General features: G+C 37.1%; 12 protein-coding genes and 1 pseudogene. All 13 read right to left on the bottom strand.

All coding sequences use genetic code 11. The features are described 5' to 3' along the window. Positions 1-246 precede the first annotated feature (246 nt). The 13 genes and pseudogenes from IPL24_03785 to hemA all read right to left on the bottom strand — a co-directional run bounded on the left by IPL24_03785 (position 247) and on the right by hemA (position 18,720). On the bottom strand, positions 247-2,388 hold the full coding sequence (locus tag IPL24_03785) for a S8 family peptidase (protein MBK8362812.1): 2,142 nt from the start codon (positions 2,386-2,388) through the stop codon (positions 247-249). Between the two features lie 334 nt (positions 2,389-2,722). Next, positions 2,723-2,875: a hypothetical protein gene (locus IPL24_03780; GenBank protein MBK8362811.1), complete on the bottom strand. Its 153-nt coding sequence runs from the start codon at positions 2,873-2,875 to the stop codon at positions 2,723-2,725. After that, a complete protein-coding gene (locus IPL24_03775; GenBank protein MBK8362810.1) occupies positions 2,800-4,089 on the bottom strand; it encodes a hypothetical protein in 1,290 nt (429 codons plus the stop codon). The genes IPL24_03780 and IPL24_03775 overlap by 76 nt, the downstream gene beginning before the upstream one ends. 495 nt (positions 4,090-4,584) lie before the next feature. Beyond that, entirely contained in the window at positions 4,585-4,827 is a 243-nt protein-coding gene (locus IPL24_03770) for a hypothetical protein (protein ID MBK8362809.1), read from the bottom strand. Between the two features lie 951 nt (positions 4,828-5,778). Beyond that, on the bottom strand, positions 5,779-6,150 hold the full coding sequence (locus IPL24_03765) for a hypothetical protein (protein MBK8362808.1): 372 nt from the start codon (positions 6,148-6,150) through the stop codon (positions 5,779-5,781). Between the two features lie 276 nt (positions 6,151-6,426). Then, on the bottom strand, positions 6,427-7,017 hold the full coding sequence (locus IPL24_03760) for a hypothetical protein (GenBank protein MBK8362807.1): 591 nt from the start codon (positions 7,015-7,017) through the stop codon (positions 6,427-6,429). A gap of 361 nt (positions 7,018-7,378) precedes the next feature. Next, complete coding sequence (locus IPL24_03755) at positions 7,379-8,083, bottom strand: hypothetical protein (GenBank protein ID MBK8362806.1); 705 nt, start codon at positions 8,081-8,083, stop codon at positions 7,379-7,381. Between the two features lie 114 nt (positions 8,084-8,197). Then, entirely contained in the window at positions 8,198-8,380 is a 183-nt protein-coding gene (locus tag IPL24_03750; protein MBK8362805.1) for a hypothetical protein, read from the bottom strand. A gap of 2,151 nt (positions 8,381-10,531) precedes the next feature. Then, positions 10,532-11,552 (bottom strand): annotated as a pseudogene (locus tag IPL24_03745) (2-oxoacid:ferredoxin oxidoreductase subunit beta). A 188-nt stretch (positions 11,553-11,740) separates the two neighbouring features. Next, complete coding sequence (locus IPL24_03740) at positions 11,741-13,603, bottom strand: 2-oxoacid:acceptor oxidoreductase subunit alpha (GenBank protein MBK8362804.1); 1,863 nt, start codon at positions 13,601-13,603, stop codon at positions 11,741-11,743. A 1,196-nt stretch (positions 13,604-14,799) separates the two neighbouring features. Continuing rightward, positions 14,800-15,768 carry a porphobilinogen synthase gene (hemB, locus tag IPL24_03735; GenBank protein ID MBK8362803.1) on the bottom strand — a complete coding sequence of 323 codons (969 nt, stop codon included), beginning with the start codon at positions 15,766-15,768 and terminating at the stop codon, positions 14,800-14,802. Between the two features lie 10 nt (positions 15,769-15,778). Beyond that, positions 15,779-17,353 (bottom strand): hydroxymethylbilane synthase, encoded by a 1,575-nt coding sequence (hemC, locus tag IPL24_03730; GenBank protein MBK8362802.1) that lies wholly within the window; start codon positions 17,351-17,353, stop codon positions 15,779-15,781. A 122-nt stretch (positions 17,354-17,475) separates the two neighbouring features. After that, positions 17,476-18,720 (bottom strand): glutamyl-tRNA reductase, encoded by a 1,245-nt coding sequence (hemA, locus tag IPL24_03725; GenBank protein MBK8362801.1) that lies wholly within the window; start codon positions 18,718-18,720, stop codon positions 17,476-17,478. Positions 18,721-18,751: the final 31 nt, after the last annotated feature.

The following is an 18,751-nucleotide window of genomic DNA, read 5'->3' as shown; positions in this document are numbered from 1 at the left end:
GTTTATGAGAAATTATTTCATGTTTTCCTGTAACTTCTCCGATCGGGAGAATTTCAAGCGGAAATTTAGAACATTAGTTCAATATTGTCCCATTATGTGTCATTCCGTCCGGAAGTTAGTACTAATTATTGCGATTTTATTTATTCGCCCAACTGCAATGCTGCGATGCGGCGGAATGACGCTTGATGTCTACACCAATTTTCAAATGCAGTATTTATTTCCGTACAACATTCGCCGAGCGCGCAATTAGTTTATCAAAACAAATTTTCCGGACTCAACTGATTCTTCTATATTGATCCGATAAAAATAAATTCCGGGATTAAGACCATCGACAATTAATTCGTTTGTTGGCGTCATTGAATTAACTTTACGCACCAGTTTTCCATCTGAAGAAAAAACGAAAAGATCGATCTTGTTTTCTTTTCTCGTTAATCTGAAGTGCACTTTATCTGAAGACGGATTAGGATATACTTCAGAAAAAAATTGATGCAATTCAGAAACATAATCAGGCGCGCAATTAGTAAGCAATCCAAAAGCATTAAATTTTCCGTAGCCCCAAAAATTATCCGGAAGATTTGTTCCTGTAAATGAATCTTGTTTGGGACAATTAATGATCGCATTTTTTACATCGAGCCAAGTGGCATTCGGATATTTTTCAAAGAACAAAGCAACACCTCCGGCCACAAGAGGAGCCGCCATTGATGAGCCTCCTTCTTTAGTATGGAAAGCTCCCTGATCAACAGAATACGGAAAGTTCGCAATTGCATCTGCCTGACGCGATATTGGCAATGCAGTCATTACATAATTCGCAGTAGCAACGATATCTGGTTTTAATACTCCCTTCAAAGTAGGACCATGACCGGAACTTGTTGTTAACTCGTCAGGATGAGCATTGGGATCAGTGACAAGATTTCCATAGTAGTCGACATGAGATGCTCTGCTTTGCGCATAGCCGACGCTGATCACTTTTTCAGAGACTGCATATCCATTCAGATTACACATGTTGTCAGGAAACATGTAATGTTGTTGATCGGGATACTGTTGTATTGATGGAACAATGTCTGTTGTACGGACGCGCATAAAATCTCCTTCACCCTGTCCGGTAACTTTCAATTTCCAGAAATATGTTCCTAATGAATCACAATTCGGCATGGAATGATCGGGATATATTGGTCCATATAAATGCTGCTTGAAAATATACATGACTCCAAAATTTTGATCGACCAATCTTCCTGCAATAACTTTATGGTTCCATGTAGAAGAAGGAAGAGATGAATCTCCGCAAAGCATAAAATCAATTTCATTAACCAAAGAATCAAAACTCATAAAGCGAGTAACGAATGAAGGCGTAGGATTTGTCATTGAATCTTTATAAGCGGAATAAGAAAACCGGATACCTTTGAGCAAAGCCGTGTCCCCGGAAAGTATCATTCCACTTGAAAATGCCTCCAACGTATCCGAAGTAGAAGTATAACGATAATGCATATATTCATTTCCCGTGTTTCCATTTGCCACCACAATTGATCTTCCCGGTTGAGCTACAACCAAAGAGTCCATAATTTCGATGTAAAGACCTTGTTCAAAATATGAGAAGGGCGAGTTCCATGCCCCCACAGAAAGACTGATCACACAAGGCTTTCCCAACGAAGATGCTTTGTCGAAAATATATTTAAGGCCATCCACAAGACTGGTCGCTACAATAATATTCGCATCCGGTGCCATTCCCATGCTGAGTCCGTTCGCACGTGAATTACCACATGCAACACCTGCGCACGCCGTTCCATGATCAGTTCCTGAAAGAGTTGAATCAGCCAGGCCGTTGTCGATGTCGGCAGAAGAATATTCCGTTCCATATCCAAAACCTGACGGAGGAGTTCCTGAACTGTCACGCGTCGCCCAGCAATACAATATTCTCGTTCGTCCAAGACTATCCTGAAAATCCGGATGATGCCTGTCGAGTGGCTCGTAGAGTCCGATGATCACATTCTTACCTGTGTAGGCTTGTCCGAGTGGAGAATGTCCCGACTGAACCAGATCGACATTGTTTTTTCTTCTTGCAGTATCGTTGCACAAAAAATCTTTTTCAAAATCATGATAGTTCAGCTTGACAACTGATGACAAAGAAGCGAGTGCCGTAATTTTAGAAACCGGAATTCTGACCGAAGATATTCTTCCTACAGTATATTTATAAATACCATTATTAGATTCCATGAAAAACTTTATCTCTTCCGAATCACCTTTTACGAGTATGTCGACGAGGCGAGATGAATCTTCTGGAGATTGAATAAGTTTCTCTATTTCAAAGGTGAGTTTATCATGTAAAAGAAGATCCCTTGCAATTGCAACATGAAAACTAAAAATGCATACGGGGAAAATTATTTGCTTCATTCCAAATATTATTTTTTATTGGACCAAGTTATCAGACATCGCTCCGCCATAAAAACATCATTTTGCCGTAAAGCTTCCTAAGAGGAATGTTGCTTGATAACTTCGAAATCGAAAGTACAAAAATAATTACCACTTATCCTTCCGTCCGCAAACATATCCTTCTATAATCACATTTATTGGTCAACAGATCATCAAAAATCCTTTTTCACCTGGTTTCTCGAGCTGAGTTAAAGCTGATCGAAAACCACAAATTGATTTAAATTTATTAATAAACTCTGAAAGACAATGGATAAATGTTTGAAATCTAATATTAGCGCAAATGTGCTTCTCCCGATTACGGTTTCGACATTTTAAAGTTAGCAGTCGTCTTTCCGTCTGAGTAGTGAAGCATATAAAAACCCGAAGACAGTATTACTGTATTGAGTTCTGCTTGTTCACCAAATATAGCTTGACGAAGAATTTCTTTCTCGGCAATGTCATAAAGAATTGCCTCTCCTTTTCTGCGTTACTTATTTTTATTTGATTCTGAAAAGGGTTTGGATAAACCTGAAAAGAAGAGCTCAAATTACTTTCTATTCCTACCGTACTACAATTGGTATTGTAAACTGCAAAGGCATCTTTAAACCAATGTGATGATGTATTTGAATATGCGGAGTCATCGACTTCAATGCATCTGAGAAAAGGATTGTTAAAAACAGCAAAATTTGCAATTGATGTATTATGGCCATTCTTTATATTCAAGCTTGTTAAAAGATTATTGGTGCATCCAAATGATACAAGTGCGGTATTAGAAGAAAGATCAATACTTGTTAATTGATTTAGTGAACAGCTCAGATAAGCAAGGCCAGTACTAGCTGAAAAATTCAAGGTCGTTAATTCGTTACTGTAACAATTCAACGTAAAAAGAGATGTGCCTGCGGGAAGATTCAAATTCATTAAATAATTGTTGTAACAATCTAACCTTTCAAGAGAGGTGTTGGGAGAAACATCTAAGCTTATCAATTGATTATTATTACAGTACAATAAAGTAAGAGCAGTATTATTGGAAAGATTTAAATCCGTTAATTGATTGTAGGGGCAGTATAATTGACTAAGAGACGTGTTAGCCAAAAGATTTAAGCTGTTCAATTGATTGTTGTAACAATCTAAATAAGTAAGAGCAGTATTAGCAGTAAGATTTAAACTTGTCAATTGATTGCTGTAACAATCTAAATAAGTAACAGCAGGATCAGCAGTAAGATCTAAACTTGTTAATTGATTGACCGAACATCGTAAATCAGTAAGATTTGTACCGGAAGGAAGATACAGACCTGTTAGCTGATTAACGTAGCAGAATAATTGAGCAAGAGCAGTATTGGCTGTTACGTTTAAACTGGTTAAATAATTATTATTACAGAACAAACTGGTAAGAGCGGTATTTGCTGTCACATTTAAACTCGTAAGATCATTGTATGAACAATCTAAGAAGGTAATCCTTGTGAATTCTTCAATACCGGTTAAATCAGAAATCATTTTATTGCTTACATTTATTCCACCCGAAAAAAAACTTGCCTCTGTTGTTTGTATTTCCCCATCGCCATTGGTGTTAATAATAGAGTCGCCAACAAGTGCTGCTTTAAAATTAGTATCAGGTATGTGAATATTCTGCGCTGTTCCATTTCCAATCACAAAGAGAAAAAGAAGTATTAAATAATTTTTCATTTTACGTTGAATTTAATAATAATGTAACCTAATAAGCGAAAGCATTCCACATAACGTTTAGCCTTTTTGCCGAGCACCCTATTCCACTGAATCGAAGATAGTACATTCTTTCTTTTGTAGCAAACACCCATATAAAATCACCAGGTCGTGTTTCATCTGATTGTTTTCTCCATGATTAAATAAATTGGCAGTGGTTGAAAACCGATTAATTTTAGAAATCTGTAAATACAATAACGATTAATGGTTAGCCTTGGTGCCGGGCACGTCGTACTCTTGAATCGTACGAATTACCCGATTGAGTATCGTATAACTGATTCACTTGATGTCAAAAGGCTTGGAAAACTTATGCATAACTTTCACCAAGCATGCGTTAGAAGCATTATTTTCGTTTGCTTAATTGCAAAGTATGGTTAAAGGTTATGTATAATTAAATATCAGCCTTGCATGTAGTTATATTTCCAATGTTCCATCAGGATTTATTTCCATTTTTTCTGACTAATTATTACTCTCCCAGCTGGATTCCATCCCTTTTTTTTGGATGCTATTATTTTCTATAGTTCTGATATTATTACCGAATTGCTGCGGAGTTGCATAACTAATTATATCTTCTGGTGCAAATAATTTTTTAAAGAAAGGATCCATATCTATTTCATCCTTTCTATATAGCTTAAATTCTTCCATTCCATTATCAATACAACAGGTTAAAAATCTCAAGGTTTGCCATACGGTTTTGGGCAATTTTCATTTCCTAATACACCGTTTATATTTTTTCACAATGAGTTTTAATATAATTCACCTCTAGAATAGCACAACCATATTGCTTTTCGTCATGATTTCCAGCACAATCCGTTTCGCTACACTTAAATCCATGATAACCATTATACATTAAATACAATGCTTTTGAATTAATTTCTTTCGCATAAGAAGAAAGTGTATCATACTGTTTTATTCCCGATCGGCCTGATTCCTTATTCAACTTTTTAAAAGTCCCTATTAATCTCCATTATTTTTGACTGAAGAAGAATTCTATGAAATTGGTTATGACTTTTTCGACATATAGCTCAAGATCACCCCCCTCTTTTAGTCTCCTTTATTGATTTTTGTGCAAATACAGAAAATATTTTTGACTTCGAATAATAGACTGAATTTCACCAATAATATTTAGGCTTGTAATACCTCTTTCATCCAATCTATTCCCTTGTTCATGATTTTCAGAAATGATGTTCCATACTTCTTCGGAAATGTATTCGAATAACTTGCATTTATCCATTAGTATACTTATTAAAAGTTTTATTTAGAAAGCTTATTCCAGCCTTAAAATTAAAACGAAAAACTAAATTTCATTCGAGTTAGTAACGACCAACTAAATCCCCTATTGAAATTCTCTTGATGAGTTAAGTTTACCTTTTTTATATTATTCAAATTTAATTTATCTTTGAATAAATATTTCTCTGTCAAAGAGCATTCTTAATGTATCTGTTTCAAACACTTTATTTGCCTCAGGCTTTTGGTTTTACCACTTGGATCATCAAATCTAATGAAAATATCAGTTATTATATCTGTTTCTATTTTCTTCAACTATGAAAGTAATATACTTAAAAGTAACCTTATCTACAGGAAGCATGTTATTAAAAGCTAAAAATTCGTCTTGAGGAATATTGATATCATATATTGTTCCACCAACAAAACTCAAGTTATAGGTTTATTCCAAAATATTTTCGCTCGATATATATTGTTATCGTTAAGATACTTTACATCAATCATAACATCCGAGAAGAAATAATTCTTCCCTGTTACCTGAAAAGATAATTTCAAGAAATACTGTTGCCCACTTAATGAAATAGGTTGACCATGTAGATTTTGACTTATAAAACTTGCTTGCGGGGAATAAGCAAAACTAAGAAGCTTAGCTGATATCTTTGCCTTTTTTACTCTATCGTATACAACAATCGATGTGGTAACAATTGCAATAATTGTTGGAATAATAAAATCCCAAGGAATTCCACCATTAGTTAATTCCTTGACATATAATGGATTTGTTTCACCAATTACTTCTACCATTTCTTTAAATTTAATTAAAAGGAGTGTCTTGAAACGGAATGAATATATAGTTAGAATCGAATGACATAAATGATATTAGAAAAATCCATAAGAAACTTGCTTTAAAAGCCTTCTATTAAACTTTAACCAAACCCGTTCGACGTTTGAATTCCGGAACAACTATCTTAGAACTGTGTGTTTTGAGAACAACTTGACAAATGTAAATAATAATTCTAAATCAAAACCGATTAATCTCTAGGTAAAACGAGGCAAACAATACTTTTAAAATTATAATTATCAAAAAATCAACCTTTCGCAATACTCAATAGCTTCTGGGCACTGTATTATAATTGATTCTTTTATAGCTCTATTTGAAAACCATACCATTCGATATTCTTGCTGATGCTTATATTTTTCAAGTTTTAAAAAGATCTCTATGCCCATTGTTATTTGGGATAAATATACTTTTGCATTAGGATCATTCTTCCAATCGATAGAACTGAATCTTCTATTTTGACTCAATTGATTATCCAAGAATTTAATTCGTGATTCAGAATAGTTGCAATTCCCTTCCAATCCAGAAGAAACAAAAGGAATTTTCTTTGACAATTCTAAGCCAAATAATGTAGGATGATTTATTTTTAATGCACAAGTAGCTTTAAAATCTGATACCACTTTTTCAGTAATGACATTTGTAGCAGACATTATATAAGCATCCATTCCAGACTCGTAAATAATAGCGTTTAAGTTTCCATCACCATCATTTGCACCAATAATAGCATGACCTTCCTCCTTATCTCCAATCATTTCATCAGGATAATTTCTGAAATTATTAAAACAACTAAGCATGATCTCACCCGTTTCAAAAATTATCCAGCCATTTGACATTATCAAATAGCCTATAAATAGGCTCCTTTTAAGTCTCCAGTCAATTGCCAAATTGAGAGTACTTGGAGTAAGTTTAACATAATTATCTTGTTCTAGACTATTTAAATATAATTCTAAGCCGTTCTACTGAATGTTAATCGGAGTTTAGCACAATAATTCAATTTCGCATCACATCAAGGGTCTTTACGCCAAGAAGTTATTAATTATTATCACAAGACAATTGTAATTTTTGTGATCTTCCTAACTGCGAGGGGAATGACACACGAGGTTTTAGGCATATTTAAAATTCTCAGCTCATTTCCGAATAACTTTCCGAACTGGAAAATGAAATCAAGTTCAATATTTTGATGCTTGCAATTAATTATACCTTCTTTTCTATTACATGATAAAAATAGCTATATGGCTTGCCGTAAAATAATGGGCCCTTGATTTGTTTTGCATTTAATAATAAATATAATATTTCTTCTTTAATTTCAATGAATTCTATACCAAGAATTAAGTCCCAATTTAATTCTTCAAAATCTACTTTGGAGTTTACATAAAAATTCATGTCAAGGATTTCACTCTTTTGCAATAAATTTCTAATTTGTAACGATTGCTTTTCCGAAATTCCATTTATTGGGCAAAATGCAACTTTACTAATCCTATTTCGAACTTTAATTGGCATTCCATTTGAGATTTTCTTTGTCTCCCTAATCAATTTTGAAAATTGCTTTGCCCTACATTTATCTAAATCTTTTAATTGAGCTCTTACATGTGGATTATCATTTAACTTTAGAAATCCATTTACCCAACACATATCATTTTCAACTTTGTCAAAATCATTCATATTAATCCTACCAACTGACATTCCAATCAATCTATTAATTGCAGATTCTTGAACTGTTTGATCACTCTTCCTTTTCCCAAATTTAATTGCTTTCAGAATGTTATTTACAACTTCTTTTTGCTTTGTCTTCTCTTTTAATATTGAACTTTTCCTTACTCTTATCTGACCTGTGTAATGTATTTCATATCCTACAAATCCAAACCATTGAAAACTGTTGGAATAATTAGAAGACCACATATATGGACTCTTCGATTTCAATTCGCTATTCCAAAATTGCTTTAATGCATTACGCGAATCATTTACAAGATTTTAACAAATTCATGAGAAATTAAATGCAACTCTTCCAATGCTTTATAGTAAGTTTTTCGACGCTTCAATTGCTTTCTTTTTAGAAGGATGTATTATGATCATATCATCACAAAATCGTACATATAACAATTTTGAGTCATTAAGACTTTGCATTTTTCTGTCTGCAAAATCTAGAACTAAATTTGCAATTAACCCAGATAGTGCACCCCCTTGCGGAATACCAATCTTGCAACATTAAAATTTTTAAAAATATTTCTTTTTAATCAAGCCCACTTAACCCACACCCAAATTCTCCTAAAGGCATTTTATGCCTTTCCCAATACCCGTATGATTTGCCCAATTTAAGGGCAAAACATTTTACAAAAGGAATACGAATCTAAATATTTGTAAAATACAGCTTCAGCTCTTGAATCATAATCGTTAGGTTTGTTTTTTTAACCAACTTTATCATTCGTTTAAATTGAGTCTTTACTATTTTATGGTGTACTGAATCAAAAAACTTACTTATATCACACTCAGCAACCCACAATCTTTTTCCTCTATACCTTTTTTATAATTCGTTAATAGCTTCAATTGCACTGTGGTGATTGACTATCTTTTTTTGCTTCTTCTCTACGAACTGATCTAAATGCAAATGAACTAGAATGAAAAAATCATCAAAAAAGATCGGTTAAATATTGATTTGTTAAACTTATTATTATCCTATCTTTTAAGTTAAACTAAATGATATTGGTCGGCAAATATTTTAAAATTGTTAATTTTGCTTTTCAGTCTAGGCAAAACTACAGGGCTTTTTATTGTATAGTCCGATGAATTAATAGCCATTCGTAAATTATTAATAAATGAATTTAGGCTATTTAAAAATGGTTCATTGGGAAAATTTATTTTGTAAAATTTAATTGTTACCAATAAAGAATTTACAACATTGTCAATTGAATTAATTCTCTGGCCATTACTTGAATATCTGCTTTTTTTGTTCAGCTTTTTCCATTTCTTTCTGCTAGGTAATAAGCTGTTTAACAGAAGAATTTCATCGTTTACCAAGTTATTATTTCTCTCGGCATTCAAATGATAATTGAAATGTTCATCAGCCGAAAGCAAATGAATTAGATGTTTTTGGCCTCTTTGTTTAGCAAGCTTAGCTCTAATCCTACATAAAATGAGAATTATTTTTCATCTGTAAAATATTCATCTAATTTTTCCTAGTACAAAAAAGCGGAAAGTCCCTGATTGATTTACCATAATCTGACAAAGTCATTGGCTTTTCAAACTATTGGGAGCTCCTCCCGATTAACAAGTGACATTCATGACCTTAGAGAATTCTACGCCATGTAGGTACTTCCCGCGTTTATATTTTTATATTTAAATCCTAATTCACATGCCAAATGTATTATTGTGTTAAAACCTATTTGACCTCTAGAATTCGAATAACAATTAATAAGTAAATTCAAACAATTCCTTCGTTGTATTTATCTTTATCTAACATACTAAGTTGAATAAAATATTTAGATCAAGCATCAAAACTAAATGTACTAGATATTGCAAGTGCTACTTTAAGCCAATTATCGTACGTGAAGGTAATAGATTTAGAATTCTTGGTAAGATAAGAAATAATATCTTTCATCGTTTTCTATCAAAGACTTTGTTTTTTCGAAAGTACTATACAAAACAACTTTCATTCAAAAGAGACTTGGATTTTCCAGATAAATGAAAAACTTCACTTTTTTAATTTTAGTATTAATCTCTTTAGTTACAACAAATGGATCAAATTGTTTTTTTAATATCAAATCTGGCTCATAAGATAAAAAACAAGGCCTTGTAATATCATTTCCACTTTTATCTAAAACTATTCCATATTGTTGAATAAAGTAATTTTGCAATTGAATAAATGCAATTTATGCACAGTATGTATATCTAAATCAATTAAATCAAATTCATATTTTAAAATAAACAAGACCCTTTAAACCATCTCTAGAAGAGATTCCATAGGGCAAAAACAAATGAATCTCTTAATAAAATTCCTTTGCCTCAATTAGTTTTTTCACTCCCTAATTTATCAATATCAAGAATGCAGAAAACTATATTCCTTAAAAACTCTCTGCTTCTTCCGTTTTCAAAGAGCCCGCAAACAAAGCAATTGGCAATTTTTTCTTTCCGAGTGTATCTGGAGTCATTGTTTAAATATAAACCTCTAAGATAATAGCTATAAGCTTTATGTCTATCACTTTTAATTTCGTTAAGAATTTCACATAATTTACTCTCAATGACTTGGCCTGTCCAAAATTATTAAGTCTAGAGATTTTAATTTTACAAAGATCTTCCGTTTCCACTAAATAAATTGATTAAACAAAACCATTTTAGTAAATTTTATACACCTCAATTCACCGTCCAAGTCTCCCGCCCTCTCAACAAAGCATCAAGATCCCCGTCGCCCTTTTTGCTGCGAGCATCATTAATCTGCTTAGTCATCGAATCCTCATAACACTCCCTTTTCTCAACATAGAACACACCGAACGGACGTGGTAAATGATTTGGATTTTTAGGATTGTCGAAGAAACGACTGAGGATGCCGGCTTTTACTCTGTCGGTCTCGTCGTGGATCCACATGTCGTTGGCGGATGCGCCGGTGGCTGTGAGGTCTACTATGGTTGGAGTGAAACCGTCAAGGCGGATTCCTTTGTCGGAGTTTTCACCGAAGATCAACGGCTTGCCGTTTTCCATGAAAATTTTTCTTCGACGATTTTTCTGTGAAGACTTCGAAAGCTCCATCATTAAATACGTTGCAGTTCTGGTAGATCTCTACGAAGCTGGCACCTTTGTGATCGTTTGCACGGCGTAGGATCGCTTGCAGATGTTTTGGATCACGGTCCATGCTTCTTGCAACGAACGTTGCATCTGCTCCCATACAAAGCGCAATCGGATTGAACGGATGATCGATCGAACCCATCGGTGTCGACTTCGTTACTTTTCCCTGCTCTGATGTCGGTGAGTATTGTCCTTTCGTTAATCCGTAGATCTCATTGTTGAACAATAAAATGTTCACGTCGAAATTACGGCGTAACATGTGGATCGTGTGATTACCACCGATAGACAATGCATCACCATCACCGGTCACGATCCATACACTCAACTCCGGACGCGAACCTTTCAGTCCACTCGCAATCGCTGTCGCACGCCCGTGAATGGAATGCATACCATACGTCTCCATATAATACGGAAAACGCGAAGAACATCCGATACCGGAAATGAATACTATATTTTCACGTGGTATTCCCAACTCAGGAATTACCGTTTGTGCTTGTTTAACTATGGAGTAATCGCCGCAACCGGGACACCACCTGATTTCCTGATCGGTTACGAGATCTTTGTTTGTGAACTTTTCTACTACTGGATCCATACTTTATATTTTTTAAGCCTTTTGGCTTTTTTGATTTTTTTACTAATTACTATTTGGTGACTTTTTAGTGAGTAGAAGTGAAGAGAAGTAACAGGTAAAACTATTCTACTTCCTTTTACTTCTCTTTTTACTTTATAATTTCACTTCACTCTACTTCATTTCTAATTATAGTAATTGTCACTTCATTCTCAACTTACCAACTTACCATTTCCAAAATGAGCTTCGATCTTAGTCAGGATTTCCTCCGCTGTAAAAGGCATTCCCTGCACTTTGTTCAGCCCTTCTGCAGGAATTAGGAATTTATCACGAAGAATTTTGATCAATTGTCCGCTGTTCAATTCAGGAATGATGACGTGTTCGAAACCGTATAGTATCTCGCCCAGATTTTTCGGGAAAGGTTTGATGTAACGAACGTGTGCATGCGATACATCCAGACCTTTTGCGCGTGCCTGAAGCACTGCACTCTTGATGGCTCCGAATGTACTTCCCCAACCAAGTATCAGTAATTTCCCTTTGTCGGTTCCTACTTCTATATCCTGTGCAGGAATATTGTCAGCAATCTTCTCCACTTTCGCTTCGCGCATCTTAACCATGAACTCATGGTTCGCTGCTTCGTAGCTGATGTTTCCTGTTTCGTGCTGCTTTTCAATTCCACCAATACGATGCTCAAGACCTTTCACTCCCGGAATTGCCCACGGACGCGAAAGATTTTCATCACGTTTGTATGGAAGGAATTTTTCGCCTGCATTTTTTTCTTTTGCAAACTTTACAGGAATCGGTTTCAAGTCTGATGCTTTCGGGAACATCCATGGCTCGGCGCCATTGGCAATGTATCCGTCAGACAACATGATCACCGGCGACATAGACATGATGGCAATACGACATGCTTCATACACCATATTGAAACAATCTGATGGCGTTGCTGCTGCTACGATAGGAATCGGTGCTTCACCGTTTCTTCCGTGATATGCCTGCATCAAGTCACTCTGTTCTGTCTTCGTTGGTAATCCTGTCGATGGTCCACCACGTTGTACGTTGATGATCACCAATGGAAGTTCAAGCATCAATGCAAGTCCCATGGCCTCCGCTTTCAAAGCGATACCCGGACCTGATGATGCCGTCACGCCTAACGATCCGCCGAAGCTTGCGCCTATAGCAGAACAGATAGCAGCGATCTCATCTTCTGCCTGAAATGTTTTTACTCCGAAATTTTTCTGCTTCGATAATTCGTGAAGAATATCGGATGCAGGTGTTATCGGATATGTTCCGTAAAATAATTGTAGTCCTGATTTTTGTGATGCAGCGATCAATGCAAGTGCAGCAGCCTGGTTACCCATCATGTTGCGGTAAGTTCCCGCAGCGATCTTCGCAGGATTGATCGTGTAACGAGTACTCATTTCTTCTCTCGTCTCAGCGAAATTGTATCCTGCCTTCAACACCTTTACGTTCGCATCAAGGATATCCGGTTTCTTTCCGAATTTCTCTTCGAGGAATTTCAATGTGTGAGTCATCTCACGGTTATACATCCAGTACAGGAATCCCAGTACGAACATATTCTTCGCGCGATCGATCTCTTTCACACCAAGGTCAGAACCTTCCAGAGCGGCACGTGTCATTTTCGTCACGTCCATTCTGATCACTTTATAATTATCCAGCGAATGATTCTCCAGCGGATTTTCTGCTTCAGGAATATTTGCAAGACGTAAATTTTTCGGATCGAAGCCATCGGTGTTAACGATAAGCGTTCCACTTTTGCGAAGGAAATTCAGATTTGCTTTCAATGCTGCTGCATTCATAACAACAAGCACATCGCAAAAATCGCCGGGAGTAAATATTTCAACACTTCCGAAATGCAACTGGTAACCGGAAACTCCGGCTAGCGTCCCTTGCGGGGCACGGATCTCAGCGGGGAAATCAGGAAAAGTACTCAGGTCATTTCCAAACAACGCAGCTGTGTTGGTAAATTGAGTTCCGGTAAGCTGCATACCGTCACCTGAATCACCGGCAAATTTGATGATCACATTGTCCAACACCTCATTTTGACGTTCCATAATTGGGATGGGGATTTTTTTAGAATTACTGGGGTGAATATAGGGTTTTTTGAGGCTCCTGTGGCGATTGGCGACTGTTTTTTTTCAAACAAACAAGGTCAAAGGTCAGAGGTCAAAGGTCACTTTTCGGATTAACAAACAAAGTGGGTAAAAGTCAAGGTAGCAGGTGATTTAATTCACAAAAAAAAATCTGCGGATTTTCTGCGTCTTCTGCGCAATTCTGCGGGGAAATAATTCATGTGGATTTCTCTCCCGCAGAATTGCGCAGAAGACGCAGAAAATCCGCAGAAATCCCTGCGGGATTGAGTGAATTAGTGTAAGTGTTAGTTTTTGTAAGACTGTAGTTAATTAATAACACAGCCCCGTAGGGGCGACCTGTTTGTAGAATGGAATGGAAGGACATTCGATCAGCCCCGTAGGGGCGACCTGTGAATTCATGTAGACCTGGAATTGAAAAAAAAATCAATTTGATTAATTGATTCATGCAAATATATATATTTCATAGGTGGTTGCTCGGCAAATCACAGGCCGCCCCTACGGGGCTAATAGGACCTTAACGAATTACATTCTACAAACAGGTCGCCCCTACGGGGCTGACATGGCAAACGTAATTCTGCCAGAAATAATTCAGGTGGATTTATCTCCCGCAGATCCCGATAGCTATCGGGAGCGCAGAAGACGCAGAAAATCCGCAGAAATCCCTACGGGATTGAGTGAATTAATGTAAGTGTTAGTTTTTGTAAGACTATAGTTAATTAATAACACAGGCCCGTAGGGGCGACCTGTTTGTAGAATGGAATGGAAGGACATTCGATCAGCCCCGTAGGGGCGACCTGTGAATTCATGTAGACCTGGAATTGAAAAAAAAATCAATTTGATTAATTGATTCATGCAAATATATATATTTCATAGGTGGTTGCTCGGCAAATCACAGGCCGCCCCTACGGGGCTATTTGGACCTTGACGAATTACATTCTACAAACAGGTCGCCCCTACGGGGCTGACATGGCAAACGTAATTCTGCCAGAAATAATTCAGGTGGATTTATCTCCCGCAGATTTGCGCAGAAGACGCAGAAAATCCGCAGATATCCCTGCGGGATTTGGAGGTGGAATGCAGGCTATGAGAAGTCGTACTGCGTGACCTTTGACCTTTGACCCTTGACCTAAAAAAAAGAGTAAGTCAGAAGAGACTTGCTATAGCCAGCCGTTTTCTACAATGTCGCGGGCATGATATGTAATTATCACATCCGCCCCCGCTCTCGCAAATGCATACATATTTTCCATCACAATTCTCTGCTCATCTATCAAACCCGCTGCTGCAGCGGTTTTTACCATGGTGTATTCTGCTGAAACATTATAACATGCTAATGGCACCGATGTCGCTTCGCGGACGGCACGGATGACATCCAGATATGCAAGCGCAGGCTTTACCATAACCATGTCTGCCCCTTCCTGTTCGTCGATGACGGCTTCTCTTACGGCTTCACGTAAATTGCGCGAATCCATCTGATAGGATTTGCGGTCGCCTTTGCCGGGGGCTGAATCGGCTGCTTCGCGGAATGGACCGTAGTAGGCTGATGCAAACTTGGTGGAGTACGACATGATCGGTGTGTTCTCATAACCGTTCATATCGAGCAATGCTCTTATCGCAGCTACTCTTCCATCCATCATATCACTCGGCGCAACCATGTCGGCGCCGGCTTGGGTATGAGTGAGGGCCATCTTTGAAAGTACATCGAGTGAACTGTCGTTGTCGACGTAATCGTCTTTGATCAGTCCGCAGTGACCGCTTTCTGTATAGGCGCACAGACAAATATCTGTAATGACATAGATCGTATCTCCGAATTTCGCTTTCAGTTCACGTACTGCTTCGGCAACAACAGTATGTGAATCGTGTGCTGAATGTGCATCTTCCGATTTTTCTTCGCCGACTCCGAATAATAAAATTTTGTTGATGCCGGATTTCAATCCTTTCTCTACGTCGATCAGCAATGTATCAACGGTAAATCTGCTTACACCTGGCATAGCAGTTATCGGCTGTACAATATTTTTTCCTTTGATCACAAAGTATGGATAGATGAACATGTCTTTTGACAGACGGGTTTCTGCTATCATCTCTCTGACGATTGCATTTCTTCTTAAACGGCGTGGACGGATGATCATGGCAATAAAATTATTTAGTCGATGAAATTGAAAACACTGCACGCGCTAATCCTGCATCGTCGAACGTATCAGGTTTGCTGCAGCCGTGAATATTATGTTGACCCAAGACGTGTGCTGTTGCATCGCCCATAGCCACTACTTTCTGATCTTTACTGATGGTGAATCTTTCAAACCACGCTTCTACATTTGATGGTGATGTAAAAACTAAAATATCTGCCTGTGGCATATCACCATCATTTCTTTTTATAGTTTCATATACAGGGAGATCGATAACCTGATCATGTTTTACAAATTGTTGCTGAATCGTTCGCAAACTTCCTTTTACCTGAGGGAAAAGAACTTTTCCATTTCCCACTTTAGCAGCAAATTGTTTCCCTGTCATTCTTGTATCTGTTCCGTAGCCAATGAAATCTGCACGCTTTCCGTAGTGACGAATTGCATCAGCAGTAACTTTTCCTACTGCACCATATTTCTGATCAGTCAGAGCAGGGTGCTGTTCGAAAAAATATTTCACTGCATTTTTACTGGAAAAAAATACCCAGTCACAAGAAGGCAATGATTTTATTGTTATCGGATTTGTTTCTATCAATGCCTTACCGCTAAACTTAAAGCCATTTCCTTCAACAACAGACTGAAGATAATCATCTCTTCTGTCAGTTCTTGTAATGAAAACCGTTGCAGGTTTTATTGCAGCAATTTTCTCTACAACTCTTGCAGCTAAAACATACGGATCTTTTGATTCTGAATAAACAGAAACGGGCATTGTATCCCATGCAGCAGCTTTGCTTACTCTGACAGAAAACATTTCATTTTCGTCGTCATATTCAGCATAAGCACCAACAGGCATCTGACATCCGCCCTGAAACAAGTTCAGTATTTTTCTTTCAATACCAATTGTAACCGCTACAGTTTTGTCATTGATCTTTTGCAAATGATCAAACAATTCTTTTTCACCTTTACGGATCTGAATTGCCAGTACACCTTGTGCAGGTGCAGGAGTAAATTCTTTCGGGCTTAAATGTTCTACGTGAAATTCCTTCAGATCAATTTCCAGTCGCTCAACACCTGCAGCTGCTAAAAGAATTGCATCGTATTGTCCATCGCGTAATTTATTTATACGTGTTGGTACATTCCCACGGAGATCTTTTAGTTCAATGTCTGACCGAAATGCCAACAACTGTGCTTTGCGCCGGGCTGAAGACGTTCCGACAAGCGGATTCCGCTTCAATGAAAATTTATTTCTTGAATCAACTGCTTCTTTTCTGATCAATAATAATTCAGACGGATCTTCGCGTGGAGAAACCGCAGCGACGATCAATTCTTCAGGAGATTCAGTTGGAAGATCTTTATGAGAATGTACAGCGATATCTGTTTCGCCGCTTAATAATGCTTCTTCAATTTCTTTTGTAAAAAAACCTTTGCCTTCAAGTTTGTCCAGACTCAGATGTTGTATGTTATCACCTTGTGTTTTGATGATCTTCAACTCACATTTCAAACCGGATTCTTCAAGTAAAGATTTAACGTGGTTGGCCTGCCACAGAGCCAGATCGCTTCCTCTGGTGCCTATTATAAGTGGTGAACGCATTTGTAAAGTTCTATTTAAAAATGAAACCTGGAACATGAAACCTGCAAACCTTTAACTGATTGTTGAAGGTTTGCAGGTTTCAGGTTTCAGGTCCTGTATTTTTGAAACCCTTAACGTTGATTTCAGTTGGTCGTTTCCAGAATGATCTCTTTAGCCATGACCATCGGTACAGAAATGCATTTCTTTTCCATATAATCCATAACACGACCCAAAAGTTCACGCGAATGCTCATCGAGCTCGCCGATCTCCTGTGCAAAAATATCATTCATAGCTTTGTCCTTGATCTCACGGATCTTTTCAGGAACATTTTTCATTTTCAATTCCAGTGAACGTGTGCGATATAGATGACGGAAGTTCACAATGTTTTCTTCGATCAGCTCTTCTGCAGCGACATATTCACTCTGACGCTCTTCTAAATTAGCAGAAGCGATCTCTTTCAGTTCATTTACATCGATAACATTCTCTTTGTTTGCTTCGAGCACTTCCTGTGCAACATTCGACGGAACAGAAAGATCAACAATGATCTTTGTATTCGAATCTGTGCCTTTCAGCTTTGCAAACAATTCAGATGTAATGATTTTTTCAGGAGAAGAAGTACAGGTAACAAGCACATCAAATCCGCCATCATAAGAACTCAATTGCTCAAGTGTATGTGCAGTAGCTTTGATAGTTGAAGACTGAATGATCTTCGCCAGTTTTTCTGCATTGCCTACAGTACGATTGAAGATAGTGAAATTTGTAAACCCTTGTTTCACCAGGTATTTTGAAAAATTGGTATTCGTTTCACCGGAACCGATGATGAGTATTCTTGAATTGCGATCCAGTTTGTAATCACGAAGTTTTCTTTCTGCAAGAGAAACGACAGAAACCGGATTGTTTGCAATTTTTGTTTCAGTATAAACTTGTTTCGCTGTTGTGATCGTACTCTTCACAACTAAACGTAACATATCACCTGTCAGACCTTCGTCTTTACATGTGTCGTATGATTTTCTTACTTGTGTAATGATCTCTCTTTCGCCGATCACCAATGAATCCAGTGATGAAGCAACACGGTAGATGTGACGTAATGCATCTTCACCTTCATAGATCTCACCATACTTCAAGGCGAAATCAACTTCTTCCGTATTCCAGTCAGTTCTGAAGTGACGGTAGAATTTTCGCAGGAAATTAGTGTCTAAAACGTGATGGGTAGTGAAGAAGAATTCAATACGATTACAAGTCGCTACATAAAAGATCTCGTCGATATCGCAGGAAAATTTCAAATATTCCAGGCGCTCTCTTCTGTTCTCCTCATGTAGGAAAAAGCGATTCAGCTCCTTTATAGGAGTCTTCTTATGAGTAAAGGCAATTGTCTTTAACAAATACAAGTCTGCATCATTTTTATCCGCGTGCAAAGGT

This window comes from Bacteroidota bacterium, from assembly GCA_016711505.1.
Taxonomy (GTDB): Bacteria; Bacteroidota; Bacteroidia; order AKYH767-A; family 2013-40CM-41-45; genus JADKIH01.
This window is presented reverse-complemented; position numbering and strand designations above follow the sequence as displayed.

Coding starts and splice junctions, on each gene's coding strand:
- IPL24_03740 (MBK8362804.1), bottom strand. CDS start 13,603: ATGGAACGTCAAAATGAGGTGTTGGACAATGTGATCATCAAATTTGCC.
- IPL24_03755 (MBK8362806.1), bottom strand. CDS start 8,083: ATGTGGTCTTCTAATTATTCCAACAGTTTTCAATGGTTTGGATTTGTA.
- IPL24_03775 (MBK8362810.1), bottom strand. CDS start 4,089: ATGAAAAATTATTTAATACTTCTTTTTCTCTTTGTGATTGGAAATGGA.
- IPL24_03785 (MBK8362812.1), bottom strand. CDS start 2,388: ATGAAGCAAATAATTTTCCCCGTATGCATTTTTAGTTTTCATGTTGCA.
- hemC (MBK8362802.1), bottom strand. CDS start 17,353: ATGCGTTCACCACTTATAATAGGCACCAGAGGAAGCGATCTGGCTCTG.
- hemB (MBK8362803.1), bottom strand. CDS start 15,768: ATGATCATCCGTCCACGCCGTTTAAGAAGAAATGCAATCGTCAGAGAG.
- IPL24_03760 (MBK8362807.1), bottom strand. CDS start 7,017: ATGTCAAATGGCTGGATAATTTTTGAAACGGGTGAGATCATGCTTAGT.
- IPL24_03765 (MBK8362808.1), bottom strand. CDS start 6,150: ATGGTAGAAGTAATTGGTGAAACAAATCCATTATATGTCAAGGAATTA.